Below are 15,752 nucleotides of genomic sequence, written 5' to 3' on the forward strand. Positions count from 1 at the left end.
TCACGGTGCCTCTTGCAAATCTTGGCCGATACACAAAGCTTTATGAATGTGTTTATGAAAAGAGGATTGGACCATGCCTGCAAAAGGAACCGCAGTGGCCGCGATCGCCTGCGCGATGATGGCGAGCACTGGCTTTGCCGGAACAGTCGAAGGCTCGGCCAGCTATCGCGAAAGGATCGCGGTTCCGCCCGATGCAACCCTGTTTGTTGAACTTCAGGATGTCTCGCTTGCCGATGCGCCAGCAGTGACGCTGGCGGCGCAGCGCTACGCTCTGTCAGCCGTTCCCGCGCCCTTCAAGCTGAGCTATGACGATGCCCTGATCAAGGACGGGCACCGCTACTCTGTAAGGGCGACGATTACTCAGGGGCAAAAGCTGCTTTTCACGACGGACACGGCCTATCCGGTAATTTCAGATGAGGCCGGGAACTCCGTCGATTTGATGCTCGTGCAAGTTCAGGCGCAGGGGGCGACAATGCTGGAGAATTCGGACTGGATCGCCGCATCGCTAAACGGTGAGCCCATCGAAACGGAGAGACGGCCGGAGCTGATCTTTGGCCAAGGTGGCGCGTTCTCGGGCACCGGCGGATGCAATCGGTTTACCGGTCAGGCCGAGATCTCAGGCAACCGCATCGAGTTTCCGGACAATATGGCGGCCACCCTCATGGCTTGCCCGCCACCTTTGGACGAGATCGAACGCGCCTTCCTAAAAACAATGCAGAGTGTCACCACCTTCGCTGTCCAGGGGAGCGCGTTGGCCCTTCTGGATGAGGCGGGCGAACCCGTCATCAAACTCGTCCGCAAGCAGTGACGCATCAGGCCACAGCGCGGGATCGCCCTGCGTTGCGGCCCGAGAAGATGCAGCCGCCAAGGAAGGTACCTTCAAGCGCGTTGTAGCCATGATAGCCTCCGCCGCCGAAACCGGCGACCTCGCCGGCGGCAAACAGGCCGGGCACCACTTGCCCGTCCTCTCCGATCATCTGACTGTCCAGATTGGTCTGCAAACCTCCAAGCGTCTTGCGGGTCAGCACGTGCAGCTTGACCGCAATCAACGGACCGTTTGAGGGATCGAGGAACTTGTGTGGCTTGGCCGTCCGGATCAACTTGTCTCCGCGATAGTTGCGTGCCGCCAGAATCGCCATCATCTGAGCGTCTTTCGAGAACGGATTGTCGACCTGAGAGTCCCGCGCCTCGATTTGCGCCCTCAGATGGGTCTCATCTATCAGACCTCCGCCCAACTGGTTCATGCCGCTGACCAACTCGGTCAGAGTGTTGGCGACGATGAAGTCCTCGCCCTTTTCCTTGAACGCCTCAACGGGGGCTGTGGCTTTGCTGCCCGACAGGATGCGCTGGCGGATCACCTCTTTCCAACTGCCCGAGGTGAAATCGGGGTTCTGTTCTGACCCCGACAGAGCGAATTCCTTTTTGATGATCTTCTGGGTCAGAACGAACCAGCTGTACTCGTGTCCTGTTTTCAGAATCTCGCGCAGCGTCCCCAGCGTGTCGAACCCCGGCAAGCAGGGCGGTTGCAAGCGGTTGCCCTTGGCATCGAACCACATCGAGCTTGGACCGGGCAGAATGCGAATCCCGTGTGCAGGCCAGATCGGATCCCAGTTTCGGACACCTTCCGTATAGTGCCACATGCGGTCGCCGTTGATCACATGGCCGCCCGCTTTTTCGCTGATCGGGATCATGCGCCCATCGACGTGGAACGGGACACCGGCGACCATGTCTTGCGGAGGTTCGCCCAGACGGTCGCGGGGCCAGTTCTTGCGAACCATCTCAAAATTCCCGCCGATCCCGCCCGAGGTGACGATGACCGAAGGGGCATAGTATTCAAACTCGCCCAGCTCTTCGCGGTTGGTTTTGGCTCCGCGCTGGGCTGTATCCTCGGCCAGAACTTCGCCCGAGACACCTTTGGCGCAGCCGTTTTGCATGATGATGTGGCTGACTTGATGGCGGAACTTCAGCTGGATCAGCCCAGCACTGACATGCTCTTTCACGCGGCGGATGAAATGTTCCAGCACGCCGGGGCCGGTGCCCCAGGTGATATGAAACCGCGGCACCGAGTTGCCATGCCCGTCCGCATAGGAGCCTCCACGCTCGGCCCAACCGACCACCGGGAACCAGCGCAGACCCATATCGTGCAGCCAAGGACGCATTTCCCCTGCGGCGAACTCGACATAGGCCTCCGCCCATTTACGAGGCCACAGATCGTCGTCGCGATCAAACTGCGCGCTGCCCATCCAATCCCGCAGGGCCAGGTCGTGGCTGTCTTTGATGCCCATCCGGCGCTGCTCGGGCGTGTCGACCATGAACAGGCCGCCGAGGCTCCAGAACGCTTGTCCACCCAGAAAGCTCTCGGGTTCCTGATCAACAACGATAACAGTTTTGCCCCGGTCGCCTAGCTCAGCCGCAGCCGCCAGCCCGGCCAATCCGCCTCCGACAACGATCGCATCTGCCGTGTTATTGGCCATGTTAGGTCCTTTCAGCGTTTGCGAAACCAAAGGAGGAAGGGGAACACCACGACATACATAGTGACGCCATAAACCGCCGAGGGCAAAGCCAGAGTGCTGAACCCGGTCTCGGTCCCTGTGATAAGCGCCGCCAAGGTCAACCCGAGGGTTGAGTTCTGGATACCGGTGTCAATCGAGATGCTTTTGCACTCGGCCCAAGAAAGGTTCGCGGCGCGCGAGACACCCAGACCGATCAGAAGCAGGGCGATATTAAGAGACACCAACCCGGTGCCCATGATGCCAAGGTTCTCAATAAAGAGCTGCCAGTTCCCGGCCAAGGCGGCGATGACGATCAGCAGGAACAGAGCGCCAGCCAGTTTGGACAACCCGCCCTCGATACGGTTTGCAAACCCCGTCGCAAACCTGCGAACCGTGATGCCGATGGCGACGGGTAGGGTCGTGATCAGGAACATGGCAACCGCCAGCCCAGTGATCGATACTTCGGGCGCGTCCTCGCCCATGAAATGCGCGATGGTCCAGGCGGCTAGGATCGGCACAGTCAGTATCGACAGGATACTGATCACCGCTGTCAGGCTGACCGAAAGCGCCACATCACCCTTGGCAAATTTTGTTAGGATGTTGCTGGTTACACCACCCGGGCAAAAGCTGAGCAGCATGAAACCGACCGCAATCTCTGGCGGCAGACCTAGCAGTTTGACGGTCACAAACGCCGCGATTGGCAGCAGCACGACCTGACATAGCGCACCGATTGCAAACGGGTATTTGCGGGTGAGGACACGTCGGAAATCGGCGATCTCAAGCCCTATTCCCAAAGACAGCATGATGATGGCCAGCGAAACAGGCAGGCCGACATTGATTAGAAAATCCAAGAACAACTCCTCCCAAAGTCGTTTGAATGCAGACTAAGCGAGGGGGAAACCGTCAGGCAACCGCTCCGTTAGGTCATTTGTAGCGTTCCACGAACCGGCGCAGGATTTCGCCGGGTTGGGTGACGTTGGCTGCGTTGCAGATGTCGATCAGGCGCTGGGCATCCTCGGGCGGGAAATAGCCATGGTGCTTGTAGATATTGATGCGCTGTTCGAAGTCTTTGGCGTCAGCTTCCGGATGGAACTGAGTGGCATATACGTTCTGCCCCCAGCGGATCATCTGAAACGGACAGGGTTCTGAGGCGACAAGATGCACGCATCCATCCGGCAGAGTCTGGACCGCCTCTTTGTGGCCGACGAAGGCGTCGAACATGGACGCAAGGCCCGCAGTCAAGGGATCAGCGGCGCCGTCCTCTGTCAGACGGCAAGCCGATGGGCCAACTGGCTCGCCGAACTTGGCCTTGCTGACGTCGCCACCCAAATGCGCGGCAAGAACGCCTAACCCATAGCAGCAGCCCATAAAGGGATGATCCTGTTCCGTGATCTGCGGCATCAGCCCCATGACCGCGTTTTCGATCTTTGTGTCCAGCTCGGATTTCGTTGCAGGATCGTCGCTGACGCAGCCGGGGCCTCCGCCAACGATGACACCTGCATAGTCGGTGACATTCAAGCCTTCGGGCAGGTCCTCGCAATCCAGCCGGATGCGATGGGTTTGCTCGGGGGTCAGGCCGGTTTTGTCGAGGATCGAGGCATATTCGGCGTCGGATGCGTCAGCTTCAGGGCGCAATTGAAGGATCAGGAAGCGTTTCATAGTCGGGCTTTACCTGTCAAAGCGGCCAGAAGACAAGGATCGAGGGGATCGAAACTGCGATGATCAGGATCTCAAGCGGCAGACCCATGCGCCAATAGTCACCGAACCGATAGCCTCCGGGGCCCAGAACCAGCGTGTTGTTCTTGTGCCCGATCGGGGTCAGGAACGCGGCGGAGGCGGCAACGGCCACCGTCATCAGGAACGGATCGGGCGAGACCTCGAGCGTGCGGGCCATCTGGATGCCGACCGGGGCGGCGACAATGGCAGTGGCTGTGTTGTTCAGCACGTCCGACAGGGTCATTGTCACGATCATCAGCACGGTGAGAATGGCCCAGGCGGGTAGGCCATTGGTCAGCTGGATCAGGGCATTGGCGATCAATTCGGTGCCGCCTGAGGTCTCTAACGCGCTGCCCAATGGAATCATCGAGCCGAGCAGCACCACAACGGGCCATTCGATATGGTTATAGATGTCACTGATCGGCATGATTTTGGTCAGAACGTAGGCTACCACGACAAAACCCAGCGCGATGGGGAGGTAGATCAACCCGATGCTTGCTGCCAATACCGCAGTGGCGAACAGACCGATGGCGAGCCAGGCTTTTTCGTTTGCCGTTACGTTCAGGCCCCGCTGCGCCAGTGGCAGACAGCCCAGCCATTCTGTCACGTCGGCACCCCGGTCGCGGGGGCAGAGCAGCAGCAGGATATCGCCGGCCTCGACCTCGGTCTTGCGGACCTGTTCAGTGATGCGGCGACCCTGGCGTGAGATGCCCATCAGAACTGTGCTTTGTCGCCAAGCAAGACCCAACCCCTGCGCGGTGCGGCCGGTGATGCGCGCGCTTTCAGTAGCGACAACTTCGATCACCTCAAGCCCGTCGCCTTCGGCGGTCAGCATCTCTTGGCGGCGGGTGTCCGAGAAATCCAGCTTTAGCGCTGCGCGGAATTCATCCAGCGCTTCGGGGCGCGCCTCCAGGACCAGCGCGTCGCCCTCTTTCAGAGTGGCGTGGGCAGATCGGCCATAGCGCCGTTTGCCGTCGCGTATCAGGCCAATGATTGCCACGTCGGACTTCTCCGCATCCTCGTACAGCTCGCTGACGCGCTTGCCGATATGGGGCGACTCGGAGGGCAGGGTGAGTTCGGCGATGTATTCGGCCAGCGACTCGGTTGCTTCTTCCTGTGCGCCTCGGTTCGGGATCAGTCGCCAGCCGATAAGGGATACGAAAGTCAATCCGGCGATGGCCGCGATTCCGCCAACGGGCGCGAAGTCGAACATCTTGAACGGCTGGCCCAAGGTCTCGGCCCGGATCGAGGCGATGATGATGTTTGGCGGTGTCCCGATCAGGGTCGCCATGCCACCCAGGATCGTCGCAAAGCTGAGCGGCATGAGCGTCAGCCCCACCGCGCGCCCCGCTTTGCGCGCGGTCTGTATGTCTACCGGCATCAGAAGGGCCAGCGCGGCCACGTTGTTCATGAAGGCTGACAGAACTGCGCCGATCCCGCCCATCAGTGCGATATGGACGCCAAGCCCGCGCGAGGCATCCACGAGAGTGCGCGTGATCAGGAATACGGCCCCGGATCGGACCAGCCCAGCCGAGACCACCAGCACCAAGGCGACGATGATCGTTGCGGGATGTCCGAACCCGGCAAAGGCGATGTCGACTGGCACAACACCCAGCGTGACCCCGATCATCAGGGCGGCGAAGGCCACAAGGTCATACCGGAAGCGTCCCCAAAGGAGCATTCCAAAGACTGTAATGAAAAGCGTAAACAGAATGATTTGATCGGTCGTCATGGGGCCACCTTACCCCCAGATGGGCGTCCCGCAAGCCGCTCTCTTGATCCTTTGCCCCGCAAACGTCTATATGAGCGCCGAATACGCTAACATGATGACGAGGACGCACCATGGCAGGCCACTCCAAATGGGCCAATATCCAGCACCGCAAGGGACGTCAGGACGCCGCGCGGTCCAAACTGTTTTCCAAACTGTCCAAAGAGATTACCGTTGCCGCCAAGATGGGCGACCCTGATCCCGACAAGAACCCGCGCCTGCGTCTGGCGGTGAAAGAGGCGAAGTCAAACTCGGTCCCCAAGGACGTGATCGACCGCGCGATCAAGAAATCGGTTGCAGGGGAAGGCGACGAATACGAAGAAATCCGGTATGAGGGTTACGGCCCCAACGGTGTAGCCGTGATCGTCGAGACCATGACGGACAACCGCAACCGGACGGCCTCGACCGTGCGCTCGACCTTTTCCAAGAATGGTGGAAATCTGGGCGAAACCGGCTCGGTCGGGTTCATGTTCGACCGCAAGGGTGAGGTGGTCTATCAGGCGGATGCAGGTGATGCGGATACCATCTTTGAAGCCGCGATTGAGGCGGGTGCCGAGGATGTCGAAAGCTCGGAAGATGGTCACATCATCTGGTGCGCTGATACCGATCTGAACGATGTATCGAATGCGCTGGAAGAGGCGTTGGGCGAATCCGAATCCACCAAGCTGGTCTGGAAACCCACCACGACCACTGAGTTGGGTCTGGAAGACATGCAGAAGCTGATGAAGCTGGTCGACGCGCTGGAAGATGACGACGACGTTCAGCGCGTGACAACCAATTTCGAAGCCACTGACGAGGTCATGGCGCAGCTCTGATCACACCAGACCTCTTGTACCTGAAAGCCCGGCCCGTTTGGTCGGGCTTTTGTTTTTTCAGCCTCCGAAGTGTTGCTTGGCTGATCCGGCTCAAGCGATTACTCTTTGAAATGTGGGCGAGAAAACAAAAGGGCTGGCTTCGCTGCCAGAGTGATATATGGCGCGTGACCCGTCAGATCTGGCAAAACGCAACGTCCCGGTCCTGGCCGGGCAGAGCATTCTGTCTCAGGTCGCGTGGACCTTAGGCAGCCCGTCGGTGGTTTTGCCGTTTCTGGCAGTCTCATTCGAGCTGCCGATGTTCATCGCCGGGGCGTTGGTCTCGGTTCGCATGGTCGGCAGCATGATCGCGGATTTCTTTCTGGCGCGTTCGATTGCCGCGCGGCCCGAGAAGAAACGCGGGATCGCGATGACCGAAATTGCAATCGGAACCTGCCTTTTGGTCGCCATGGGAGTGGCCGCCACAGGCATCGTGCCGTTGATTGCCATTGCCTTCATTGCAGTCTTTTTCCTGATCGGGCTTATCGATGAGGTGCAGAACCTCATGTTAACCGATCTACTGGGCGATCATGTGCATTCGAAATCCCGAATGATGATGCAGTATTTGCAATTGGGGGCCGGTGGGCTGGGCGCCATAGGGTTGGCGCTTTTGTTGCATGAGTTGACCAAGGACAATCCGCCGTTTTCGCGCCACTCAGCCGTCATCGCTGTCTCCGCCACGTTCTTTTTACTGTCTGCACTGTCGATCCTCGCGATGTTTGAAATCCGAAAGGCCAACAGTCCAAAATCCAATGAAGCCAAACACTTGGGCCTGTCTTTAAAGGCCAATATCAAGTCTATTTTAAATATGTTCGAACATGCTTGGTTTCGCCGCTACCTGGTTATGCGCATGCCGCTTGTCGTGGTGTCTTTGTCGGTGCCGTTTTTCGCCCTGATTGCGGCCGAGGCGCATCATAGCTCGGCCAAAGGGCTGACCGCGATGATTGTGTCTTCCGCGTCTGGCTATCTGGTTTCGGCCCCGCTATGGCAGCTGTTAAACATGAAATCCCATCGTACTGTCATGGTCGCAGGGACTTTGATGGTGGCGATCACGGGGATCGTCCTTTTGGCGTTTCACTATCTGGGCATCGACCACGAAGTGCACCTGCATGCGACTGCCCTGTTCATCGCAACGGTTGCCGTCACGGGGATCAGCAGCGCGCGCAAGCTCTACTTTCTGGACGTCGCCCCGAAAGAGCAGCGGGTTCAGGCCTCTGCCGCGATCAAAAGCATCGCACGCCTTACAGCTGTTGCCATGTCAGCCGCTTTGGCGGCGGTCGCGCATATGCATGAGGTTTCGCTGGCGGTTGCGTTCATTGTGCTGTGCAGTCTGGTCGCAGCCGCCGCCTGCTATCTTGTCGTCTTGCCCAAGCCAGCGACACTTGATTTGCAAGGCGGCTGAAGTCACCAGAGGCCCAATCAGAAGAACGACGAAATCTCGTCCAGAGGTTTCTTCATCTTGGCAACGGAGGGGACAGTCGCGGCCTCTGATGGGTGGCCAACAGCGATGATCATCGTCGGCTTTTCCGATGCGGGGCGCCCCAGCGCGTCATTCAGGAATTTCATCGGGTTCGGCGTGTGCGTTAGTGTAGAAAGCCCGGCGTGATGCAGGGCAGCCAACAGAAAGCCCGTTGCGATATTGACGCTTTCCGGGACGTAGTAGTTTTTGTACCGCGTTCCATCCTCGAACTCACCCCAGCGCTGGGCGAATACCACGATCAGCCAGGGGGCAATGGTCAGGTGTTCTTTGACCGCGTTGGTCCCGATGGGCTCTAACGCTTTGATCCATTCATCCCCTGCGCCGCCAGCATAGAAACGACGTTCTTCTTCTTCGGCTTCTTCACGGATGCGCTGTTTCAAAGCCGGTTCAGCGATGGCGGCAAAATGCCATGGCTGGTGGTTGGCGCCGGACGGAGCGGTGCCTGCGGTCCGCAAGCAGGTCTCAATTACTTCGCGATCAACGGGGCGGTCGATGAAATCTCGAACGGTATGGCGCTGTCGCATCTTGTCGTAGAATGCCTGAGCGGCCTGCTGCATCTCGGCATCGTTCATCTCGCTTCGGTCGGGCAAAGGGATCGGATCATAGCTGAGCGCATCGCGTGAGAACATCGTCTTACTCCGGATTTTTGCCCTTTATCTGGTGGTCGGCATCCGGGATCAAGGCCTTTGCAGCGGCCTGCTTTACGGCTTTGGTCAAGGGGGTCAGGGCCGAGGCCAACACGCGACCAACCTGCCAATTGAGGGGCACGTCCAAAGGCGCATCGGGCGCGACTTCGCAAAGCCTGCCGTCCTGCAAAGCGTCGCGCACCAAGGGTTCGGGGTTCATGCCCCAACCCAATCCAGCAATAGCGGCATCGACAAACCCATGGGATGAGGGGACGAAATGCGAAGGCGGCGACAGTCGCTGCCCGGTTTGGGCCGACATCCAGACCCGCTGAAGGCTGTCCTTGCGATTGAATACAAGGCAGGGCGCTTGTGCCAGCGACCGCGCTGTCAATCCCTCACTGAACCAGTGCGTGGTGAACTCCGGGCTTGCCGTCGCGAGATACCGCATCGCGCCAAGGGCATGGGTATCACATCCGGTGACCGGTTGCCCTCCCACGGTGATTGCGGCGCTAACCTCGCCCCGGCGCAGCCAGTCTGCCGAATGCTCCTGATCGTCGATCACCAGATCGAACAACAGGTCCGGCACCTGCGTCATCACATCGATGAACCACGCAGCAAGAACATCTGCCGGAAGGGCGATGCGCACCCGTGCCGGACCGGGGCCGCTCCCCAAGGTCAATTCGCGTGCAAGTTGGGACTCCAGCAGTCCGATATCCTCAGCATGTTTGGCAATCCGCAGCCCGGCAGGCGTGGCGGTGCAGGGGGAGCCGCGATTGATCAGGCTGGTGCCGATGCGATCCTCCAACGCTTTGATCCGCTGGGATATCGCCGAGGGCGTGACGGACAGCTCAGAGGCCGCCGCGTCAAAGCTCCCGTGCCGCAGAATCGCGGCCAGCGCGTTCAGGTGATGTGGATCGATCAGCATTAGTCAGACTTAATCTTGTTCAGTATCTTTAATTTGATAGGCCGAGGCGAAGCCGCTAGTCAAACCTTCAAACGACAGGAGGTTTCATGTCCGCCCCCCTCATCGCTGGCTTTGTCCTTAGCTTCAGTCTGATTCTGGCCATTGGTGCGCAGAATGCGTTCATCCTCAGGCAGGGTCTGCGGCGCGAGCATGTGTTTATACTGTGCCTGACCTGCGCTGTATCTGATGCGATCCTGATTACCGCCGGGATTGCAGGATTTGGCACGCTGGCACAGGCCGCGCCGTGGTTCGAGACTGTCATGCGCTATGGCGGCGCCGCGTTCTTAACGTGGTACGGGTTGCGCAGCCTGTGGTCGGCCTGGCAGGGCGGCGCGGCGATGGAACTGGGGGAGAGCCAACGCACAAGTCTGCGGTCGGCGATGCTGACTGTGCTGGCCTTCACCTGGCTGAATCCGCACGTTTATCTGGATACTGTGGTGCTGATCGGCTCGATCTCGGCCCAGTATGAGGACCGGTTCAGCTTTGCCATCGGGGCTGTGACCTCAAGCTTTGTTTTCTTCTTCGCGCTGGGCTACGGGGCCAGGATACTATCGCCGTTTTTCGCACGCCCACGCGCATGGCAGGTGCTGGACGCTTTGATCGGGATTGTAATGCTGGGAATTGCGTGGAAGTTACTTGTCATGTGAAGGGTTGTTCTGCGGGTGAATTCGGTGTTCAACCGGGAACATGACAATAGCTTCCGCCCCTTCGCGCCCCGTAGTGGGAATGTTCTGGATGTTCGCTGCGGGTCTGGCCTTTGTGGTGATGACGGCGCTGGTGAAATCGCTGGGATCGACCATGGACCCGATTCAAGCTGCGTTTTTGCGCTATGTCCTTGGGTTGGTGTTTCTGTTGCCTGCTCTGCGGTCGATCCTGGCCACACGGTTGAGCAAGCGCGATCTCTCATTATTCGGGCTAAGAGGGGTCATCCACGGGGTAGCGGTCATGCTGTGGTTCTACGCGATGACACGCATTCCTTTGGCCGAGGTGACGGCCATGAACTACATGACCCCGGTCTATGTCACGCTGGGCGCGGCCCTGTTTCTGGGTGAGAAGCTGGCCTTTCGCCGGTTGGCCGCCATTCTGGTCGCCCTGATCGGCGTGCTGATCATTCTGCGCCCCGGATTTCGCGAGGTCTCCAGCGGGCATCTCGCCATGCTGGGAACGGCGCTGACGTTGGGTGGGTCTTACCTGCTGGCCAAACTGCTGGTGCGGGATATCCCGCCCTCGGTCGTGGTGGCCCATCTGTCGATCTGGGTGACGCTGGCGTTGATCCCCTTTGCAATCGCGGTCTGGTCGCCGCCTACTCTGCGGGACATCGGGGTGCTGTTTCTGGTCGCAAGCTTTGCAACAGCAGGGCATTATTTCATGACATTGGCTCTGCAGGCCGCCCCGGTTGCGGTCACACAACCAGTCACCTTCCTGCAGCTAATCTGGGCGACGATTGTCGGTGCCTTGGTGTTCCACGAAAGCGTTGACATCTGGGTCGTGGCTGGCGGTACGCTGATCCTGACCGCCGTCAGCTTCATTTCCTGGCGCGAGGCGATGCTGAACAAGCGCGATGTGACACCATCGGCTTTTGCACCCAAAGCATGAAAACATCCGTCCGAAAACGAGATTGATTGACGAGTCAATAAAAAGCGCCTAGCGTCGTCGGGAAATCCTGTTGCCCAGGGGGACGCGATGCCAAAAGTCGGAATGGAGCCTATACGCCGTGATGCGATCGTTCGTGCGACGATTGCAGAATTGGGCGTACAGAAATCTCTGGACGTGACCGTCAGCCAGATCGCCAAACGTGCCGGCATGTCCAGCGCACTGGCGCACCACTACTTTGGCGGCAAGGATCAGATCTTTTTGGCTGCTATGCGGCAAATCCTGACGGATTTCGGCAAGGAAGCCCGGACCGAACTGGCCGCCGCGGCCCCCGACCAACGGGCGCAAGCCATCATCCGCGCCTGTTTCGCCCATTCATGCTTCACCCCGGACGTGATTGCCGCGTGGATGACATTCTATGTCCTTGCGCAGACAAACGATGATGCTCTGCGGCTATGGAAGGTCTATCAGGCGCGTATCCGCTCGAACCTGATCCATGCGCTTCGCCCCCAAATTGCCGAACCCGTGAACGCGGCCGAGACCATGATTGCCCTGATCGACGGGCTTTATATCCATTCGGCGCTGAGCGCCCCGGAAGAGCCACAGCTGGCTGCCAATCACGCCTTGCGCGTCCTGAATACTCTGCTCGAGGGCGAAAAATGACAAAACCCAACATTCTGATCCTGATGGTGGATCAGCTGAACGGCACCTTGTTTCCCGACGGTCCGGCCGACTGGTTGCACGCGCCGAACCTGAAGAAACTGGCCGAACGCTCGACCCGTTTTGCCAATGCCTATACTGCCTCACCGCTTTGCGCGCCGGGACGGGCAAGCTTCATGTCAGGTCAGTTGCCCTCACGCACGGGGGTCTACGACAACGCGGCCGAGTTCCGCAGCGACATTCCGACCTATGCACACCATCTGCGCCGCGCGGGCTACTACACCTGTCTGTCGGGCAAGATGCATTTTGTCGGGCCAGACCAGTTGCACGGGTTCGAAGACCGCCTGACCACCGATATCTACCCTGCCGATTTCGGTTGGACCCCGGATTACCGCAAACCGGGTGAGCGGATCGACTGGTGGTATCACAACATGGGGTCCGTCACCGGCGCGGGGGTGGCCGAAATCTCAAACCAGATGGAGTATGACGACGAGGTTGCTTACCACGCCAAGGCCAAGCTCTATGATCTGGCGCGCGGCAAGGACGACCGTCCGTGGGCTATGACCGTCAGCTTTACCCATCCGCATGACCCCTATGTTGCGCGCCGCAAATACTGGGATCTTTATGAGGATTGCGAACATCTGCTGCCCGAGATCTCTGATCTTGGCTATGACAATCAGGACCCGCATTCCAAGCGTATTTTCGACGCGAATGACTGGCGCAGCTTCGACATCACCGAAGAAGAAATCCGCAAGTCGCGCCGCGCGTATTTCGCCAATATCTCATACCTGGACGACAAGATCGGTGAGATCCTCGAAGTGCTGGAGACGACGCGCCAAGAGGCGATCATCATGTTTGTCTCGGACCATGGCGACATGCTGGGCGAGCGCGGGTTGTGGTTCAAGATGACGTTCTTTGAGGGCTCGTCGCGCGTGCCTTTGATGATCTCTGCCCCGGATTTACCTGCGGGCCTGACTGAAACGCCTGTGTCCACCATCGACGTGACCCCGACTCTGGGCGCACTGGCCGGTGTTGATATGGCTGAGATCGCTCCGTGGACTGATGGTGAAGACCTCGTGCCTTTGGCCAAAGGGCAGGAGCGGACAGACCCGGTGGCGATGGAATACGCGGCCGAGGCCTCCTATGCGCCGCTGGTCTCGTTGCGCTACGGCAAGTGGAAATACAATCGTTGCGCGCTGGACCCCGATCAGCTGTTTGATCTTGATGCCGACCCGCATGAACAGATCAACCTCGCCGATGATCCCGCGCATGCCGGAACCTTGCAAACGATGCGGGCGAAGTCCGAGGCGCGCTGGGACCTGGACCGCTTCGATGCGGATGTCCGCGCCAGTCAGGCGCGCCGCTGGGTTGTCTACGAGGCGCTGCGGCAAGGTGGGTATTACCCGTGGGACTACCAGCCCCTGCAAAAAGCATCCGAGCGCTACATGCGCAACCACATGGACCTGAATATCGTCGAGGAAAGCCAGCGGTTCCCGCGCGGCGAGTGATCTCTTCCTCTTTTTGAAAATACGCCCGCCGGAGGCAGAGCAGGTTTCGAAACCTCTCACGGCGGATCTATGGAGACGTGAAATGGAAGCAGATTTTGTCATTGTGGGTGCTGGCTCTGCCGGCTGTGCGATGGCCTATCGCCTGAGCGAGGCCGGGGCCTCGGTCCTGGTGATCGAACACGGGGGCACCGATGCCGGACCCTTCATTCAGATGCCCGCGGCGCTGAGCTATCCGATGAATATGTCGCTTTATGACTGGGGATTCAGCTCGGAACCCGAACCCAACATGAACAACCGCCGGATGGCCTGTCCGCGCGGCAAGGTGATCGGTGGGTCGTCCTCTATCAACGGGATGGTCTATGTGCGCGGCCACGCGCGGGATTTTGATACTTGGGCCGATATGGGTGCGGATGGGTGGTCCTATGCGGATGTGCTGCCTTACTACAAACGCATGGAAAACTGGCATGATGGCGGCCATGGCGGTGACCCGGAATGGCGAGGCAAGGATGGTCCGCTACATGTGTCACGCGGTCCGCGCAAAAACCCGTTGTTCCAAGCCTTCGTCGACGCCGGTCAGCAAGCGGGCTATGAAGTCACGGGCGACTATAACGGCGAAAAGCAGGAAGGCTTCGGCCCGATGGAACAGACCGTCTGGAAAGGACGGCGCTGGTCGGCGGCAAATGCTTATCTGCGACCTGCTCTGAAACGTCCCAACTGCGACCTCGTCAAGGGATTGGCGTCGCGCGTTGTGATGGAAGAGGGTCGCGCGGTTGGCGTCGAACTGGTGCGTGGCGGCAAGAAAGAGGTCATTCGTGCCCGCCGCGAGGTTATTCTGGCGGCCTCATCGATCAATTCGCCCAAACTGCTGATGCTCTCGGGTATCGGTTCGGCATCGCATCTGGCAGAGCACGGCATTGACGTGATTGCCGACCGCCCCGGCGTGGGTGCGAACCTGCAGGACCATCTGGAGTTGTATATCCAGCAAGCCTCGTTGCAGCCGATCACGCTGTACAAACACTGGAATCTGTTCAGCAAAGGTCTTATTGGGGCGCAGTGGCTGTTCACCAAAACCGGTCTTGGTGCCTCGAACCAGTTCGAGAGCGCGGCGTTCATCCGGTCGAACCCGGGTGTGGAATACCCCGATATCCAGTACCACTTCCTGCCAATTGCAGTGCGCTATGATGGCCAAGCCGCGGCCGAGGGGCACGGATTCCAGGCGCATGTGGGGCCGATGCGGTCTCCGTCGCGTGGGGCTGTGACTTTGCGGTCGAACAAGGCTGAAGACGCGCCGGTGATCCGGTTCAACTACATGAGCCATGAAAAAGACTGGGAAGACTTCCGCAAATGTATCCGCCTCACCCGCGAGATCTTTGGTCAGGACGCCTTCAAACCCTATGCGGGCAAGGAGATTCAGCCCGGCGCCTCAGTGCAGACGGATGAGGAACTGAATGCCTTCATCGCAGAGCATGCCGAAAGCGCCTATCACCCCTGTGGCACCTGCCGGATGGGGCGCGCGGATGACAAGAACGCCGTGGTCGACCCCGAAGGCCGTGTCATTGGCGTGGATGGTTTGCGTGTGGCTGACAGCTCGATCTTCCCACAGATCACTAATGGGAACCTCAACGCGCCGTCGATCATGGTAGGCGAGAAGATGTCGGATCACCTGCTGGGCAAGGATGCGCTGCCGAAGGCCAATGACCGCCCGTGGATTCACCCGCAATGGGAGGTGGCGCAGCGCTGATTTGATCCGCGTCAAAGTGGGGTGGGGCGACATCCGATAAACCTCAATCGCAACGATATTTATTCAGGAGCGAACAGGAATGTCCCACACCCCGCATGAACTGGCCGAAGAGTTTCCGGACAAGGTTGAGGTGATGAGCCAGCTCAAGCAGACGGACGCTCATTTTGCGCGGCTGGCTGAAGAGTATCACGAAATCAACCGCCGCGTTCACCGCGCCGAAACCAATATCGAGCCGGTGGAAGAGCTGGCCGAGGGCGAGATGCGCAAGAAACGCGCCGCGCTTAAGGATGAGATCTGGGCGATCGTGTCCAAGGCTTAATGCCAACAGCGGGGGCTCTGCCCCCGCACCCCCG

Annotated in this window: 15 protein-coding genes; 9 read left to right on the forward strand and 6 right to left on the reverse strand. The window is 59.2% G+C overall.

Annotation, left to right across the window (positions count from 1 at the left end; all coding sequences use genetic code 11):
• Window positions 1-73: 73 nt before the first annotated feature.
• On the forward strand, window positions 74-808 hold the full coding sequence (locus ACR0JF_RS10655; protein ID WP_170660020.1) for a YbaY family lipoprotein: 735 nt from the start codon (window positions 74-76) through the stop codon (window positions 806-808).
• A gap of 4 nt (window positions 809-812) precedes the next feature.
• On the opposite strand, the gene ACR0JF_RS10660 is transcribed toward ACR0JF_RS10655, so the two are convergent.
• From ACR0JF_RS10660 to ACR0JF_RS10675, 4 genes are all read right to left on the reverse strand, one after another.
• On the reverse strand, window positions 813-2,474 hold the full coding sequence (locus tag ACR0JF_RS10660; RefSeq protein ID WP_170660021.1) for an FAD-binding dehydrogenase: 1,662 nt from the start codon (window positions 2,472-2,474) through the stop codon (window positions 813-815).
• Window positions 2,475-2,485: 11 nt separating this feature from the next.
• Window positions 2,486-3,343, reverse strand: a complete 858-nt coding sequence (locus ACR0JF_RS10665) for a bile acid:sodium symporter family protein (protein ID WP_170660022.1) — start codon at window positions 3,341-3,343, stop codon at window positions 2,486-2,488.
• 73 nt (window positions 3,344-3,416) lie between these two features.
• Entirely contained in the window at window positions 3,417-4,151 is a 735-nt protein-coding gene (locus ACR0JF_RS10670; protein ID WP_170660023.1) for a glutamine amidotransferase, read from the reverse strand.
• 16 nt (window positions 4,152-4,167) lie between these two features.
• Window positions 4,168-5,940, reverse strand: coding sequence for an SLC13 family permease (locus ACR0JF_RS10675; RefSeq protein WP_480669256.1), 1,773 nt, complete (start codon window positions 5,938-5,940; stop codon window positions 4,168-4,170).
• 110 nt (window positions 5,941-6,050) lie between these two features.
• On the opposite strand from ACR0JF_RS10675, the gene ACR0JF_RS10680 reads away from it, so the two are divergent.
• Both ACR0JF_RS10680 and ACR0JF_RS10685 read left to right on the forward strand, forming a co-directional pair.
• Window positions 6,051-6,791, forward strand: a complete 741-nt coding sequence (locus ACR0JF_RS10680) for a YebC/PmpR family DNA-binding transcriptional regulator (RefSeq protein WP_170352472.1) — start codon at window positions 6,051-6,053, stop codon at window positions 6,789-6,791.
• 157 nt (window positions 6,792-6,948) lie between these two features.
• The gene (locus ACR0JF_RS10685; protein WP_170660026.1) at window positions 6,949-8,229 is read left to right on the forward strand and encodes an MFS transporter; all 1,281 of its coding nucleotides are present in this window, start codon (window positions 6,949-6,951) and stop codon (window positions 8,227-8,229) included.
• A 17-nt stretch (window positions 8,230-8,246) separates the two neighbouring features.
• On the opposite strand, the gene ACR0JF_RS10690 is transcribed toward ACR0JF_RS10685, so the two are convergent.
• Both ACR0JF_RS10690 and ACR0JF_RS10695 read right to left on the reverse strand, forming a co-directional pair.
• A complete protein-coding gene (locus ACR0JF_RS10690; protein ID WP_170660027.1) occupies window positions 8,247-8,936 on the reverse strand; it encodes a nitroreductase family protein in 690 nt (229 codons plus the stop codon).
• 4 nt (window positions 8,937-8,940) lie between these two features.
• Window positions 8,941-9,858, reverse strand: a complete 918-nt coding sequence (locus ACR0JF_RS10695; protein WP_170660028.1) for a LysR family transcriptional regulator ArgP — start codon at window positions 9,856-9,858, stop codon at window positions 8,941-8,943.
• An 86-nt stretch (window positions 9,859-9,944) separates the two neighbouring features.
• Between ACR0JF_RS10695 and ACR0JF_RS10700 the strand changes: the two genes are divergently transcribed.
• The 6 genes from ACR0JF_RS10700 (at window position 9,945) to ACR0JF_RS10725 (ending at window position 15,718) form a co-directional block, all read left to right on the forward strand.
• Window positions 9,945-10,544, forward strand: coding sequence for a LysE/ArgO family amino acid transporter (locus ACR0JF_RS10700; RefSeq protein WP_170660030.1), 600 nt, complete (start codon window positions 9,945-9,947; stop codon window positions 10,542-10,544).
• A gap of 79 nt (window positions 10,545-10,623) precedes the next feature.
• Window positions 10,624-11,493 (forward strand): DMT family transporter, encoded by an 870-nt coding sequence (locus ACR0JF_RS10705; RefSeq protein ID WP_371812059.1) that lies wholly within the window; start codon window positions 10,624-10,626, stop codon window positions 11,491-11,493.
• An 87-nt stretch (window positions 11,494-11,580) separates the two neighbouring features.
• Window positions 11,581-12,153: a choline-binding transcriptional repressor BetI gene (gene betI / locus ACR0JF_RS10710; RefSeq protein WP_170462042.1), complete on the forward strand. Its 573-nt coding sequence runs from the start codon at window positions 11,581-11,583 to the stop codon at window positions 12,151-12,153.
• Entirely contained in the window at window positions 12,150-13,658 is a 1,509-nt protein-coding gene (gene betC / locus ACR0JF_RS10715; RefSeq protein ID WP_170660032.1) for a choline-sulfatase, read from the forward strand. Before betI ends, betC begins: the two co-directional genes overlap by 4 nt.
• A gap of 82 nt (window positions 13,659-13,740) precedes the next feature.
• Window positions 13,741-15,399, forward strand: coding sequence for a choline dehydrogenase (betA, locus tag ACR0JF_RS10720; RefSeq protein WP_170660034.1), 1,659 nt, complete (start codon window positions 13,741-13,743; stop codon window positions 15,397-15,399).
• A gap of 79 nt (window positions 15,400-15,478) precedes the next feature.
• The gene (locus tag ACR0JF_RS10725; RefSeq protein ID WP_170471799.1) at window positions 15,479-15,718 is read left to right on the forward strand and encodes an HP1242/YdcH family protein; all 240 of its coding nucleotides are present in this window, start codon (window positions 15,479-15,481) and stop codon (window positions 15,716-15,718) included.
• The last annotated feature ends 34 nt before the right edge of the window (window positions 15,719-15,752 follow it).

The organism is Ruegeria sp. BG11, from assembly GCF_056538565.1.

Excerpts from the sequence above, each read along its gene's own strand:
- ACR0JF_RS10660 (WP_170660021.1), bottom strand. The coding sequence starts at position 2,474 with ATGGCCAATAACACGGCAGATGCGATCGTTGTCGGAGGCGGATTGGCC.
- ACR0JF_RS10675 (WP_480669256.1), bottom strand. The coding sequence starts at position 5,940 with ATGACGACCGATCAAATCATTCTGTTTACGCTTTTCATTACAGTCTTT.
- ACR0JF_RS10655 (WP_170660020.1), top strand. The coding sequence starts at position 74 with ATGCCTGCAAAAGGAACCGCAGTGGCCGCGATCGCCTGCGCGATGATG.
- ACR0JF_RS10700 (WP_170660030.1), top strand. The coding sequence starts at position 9,945 with ATGTCCGCCCCCCTCATCGCTGGCTTTGTCCTTAGCTTCAGTCTGATT.
- ACR0JF_RS10685 (WP_170660026.1), top strand. The coding sequence starts at position 6,949 with ATGGCGCGTGACCCGTCAGATCTGGCAAAACGCAACGTCCCGGTCCTG.
- ACR0JF_RS10705 (WP_371812059.1), top strand. The coding sequence starts at position 10,624 with ATGTTCTGGATGTTCGCTGCGGGTCTGGCCTTTGTGGTGATGACGGCG.
- ACR0JF_RS10695 (WP_170660028.1), bottom strand. The coding sequence starts at position 9,858 with ATGCTGATCGATCCACATCACCTGAACGCGCTGGCCGCGATTCTGCGG.
- ACR0JF_RS10690 (WP_170660027.1), bottom strand. The coding sequence starts at position 8,936 with ATGTTCTCACGCGATGCGCTCAGCTATGATCCGATCCCTTTGCCCGAC.
- betC (WP_170660032.1), top strand. The coding sequence starts at position 12,150 with ATGACAAAACCCAACATTCTGATCCTGATGGTGGATCAGCTGAACGGC.
- betI (WP_170462042.1), top strand. The coding sequence starts at position 11,581 with ATGCCAAAAGTCGGAATGGAGCCTATACGCCGTGATGCGATCGTTCGT.
- ACR0JF_RS10670 (WP_170660023.1), bottom strand. The coding sequence starts at position 4,151 with ATGAAACGCTTCCTGATCCTTCAATTGCGCCCTGAAGCTGACGCATCC.
- ACR0JF_RS10725 (WP_170471799.1), top strand. The coding sequence starts at position 15,479 with ATGTCCCACACCCCGCATGAACTGGCCGAAGAGTTTCCGGACAAGGTT.
- ACR0JF_RS10680 (WP_170352472.1), top strand. The coding sequence starts at position 6,051 with ATGGCAGGCCACTCCAAATGGGCCAATATCCAGCACCGCAAGGGACGT.
- betA (WP_170660034.1), top strand. The coding sequence starts at position 13,741 with ATGGAAGCAGATTTTGTCATTGTGGGTGCTGGCTCTGCCGGCTGTGCG.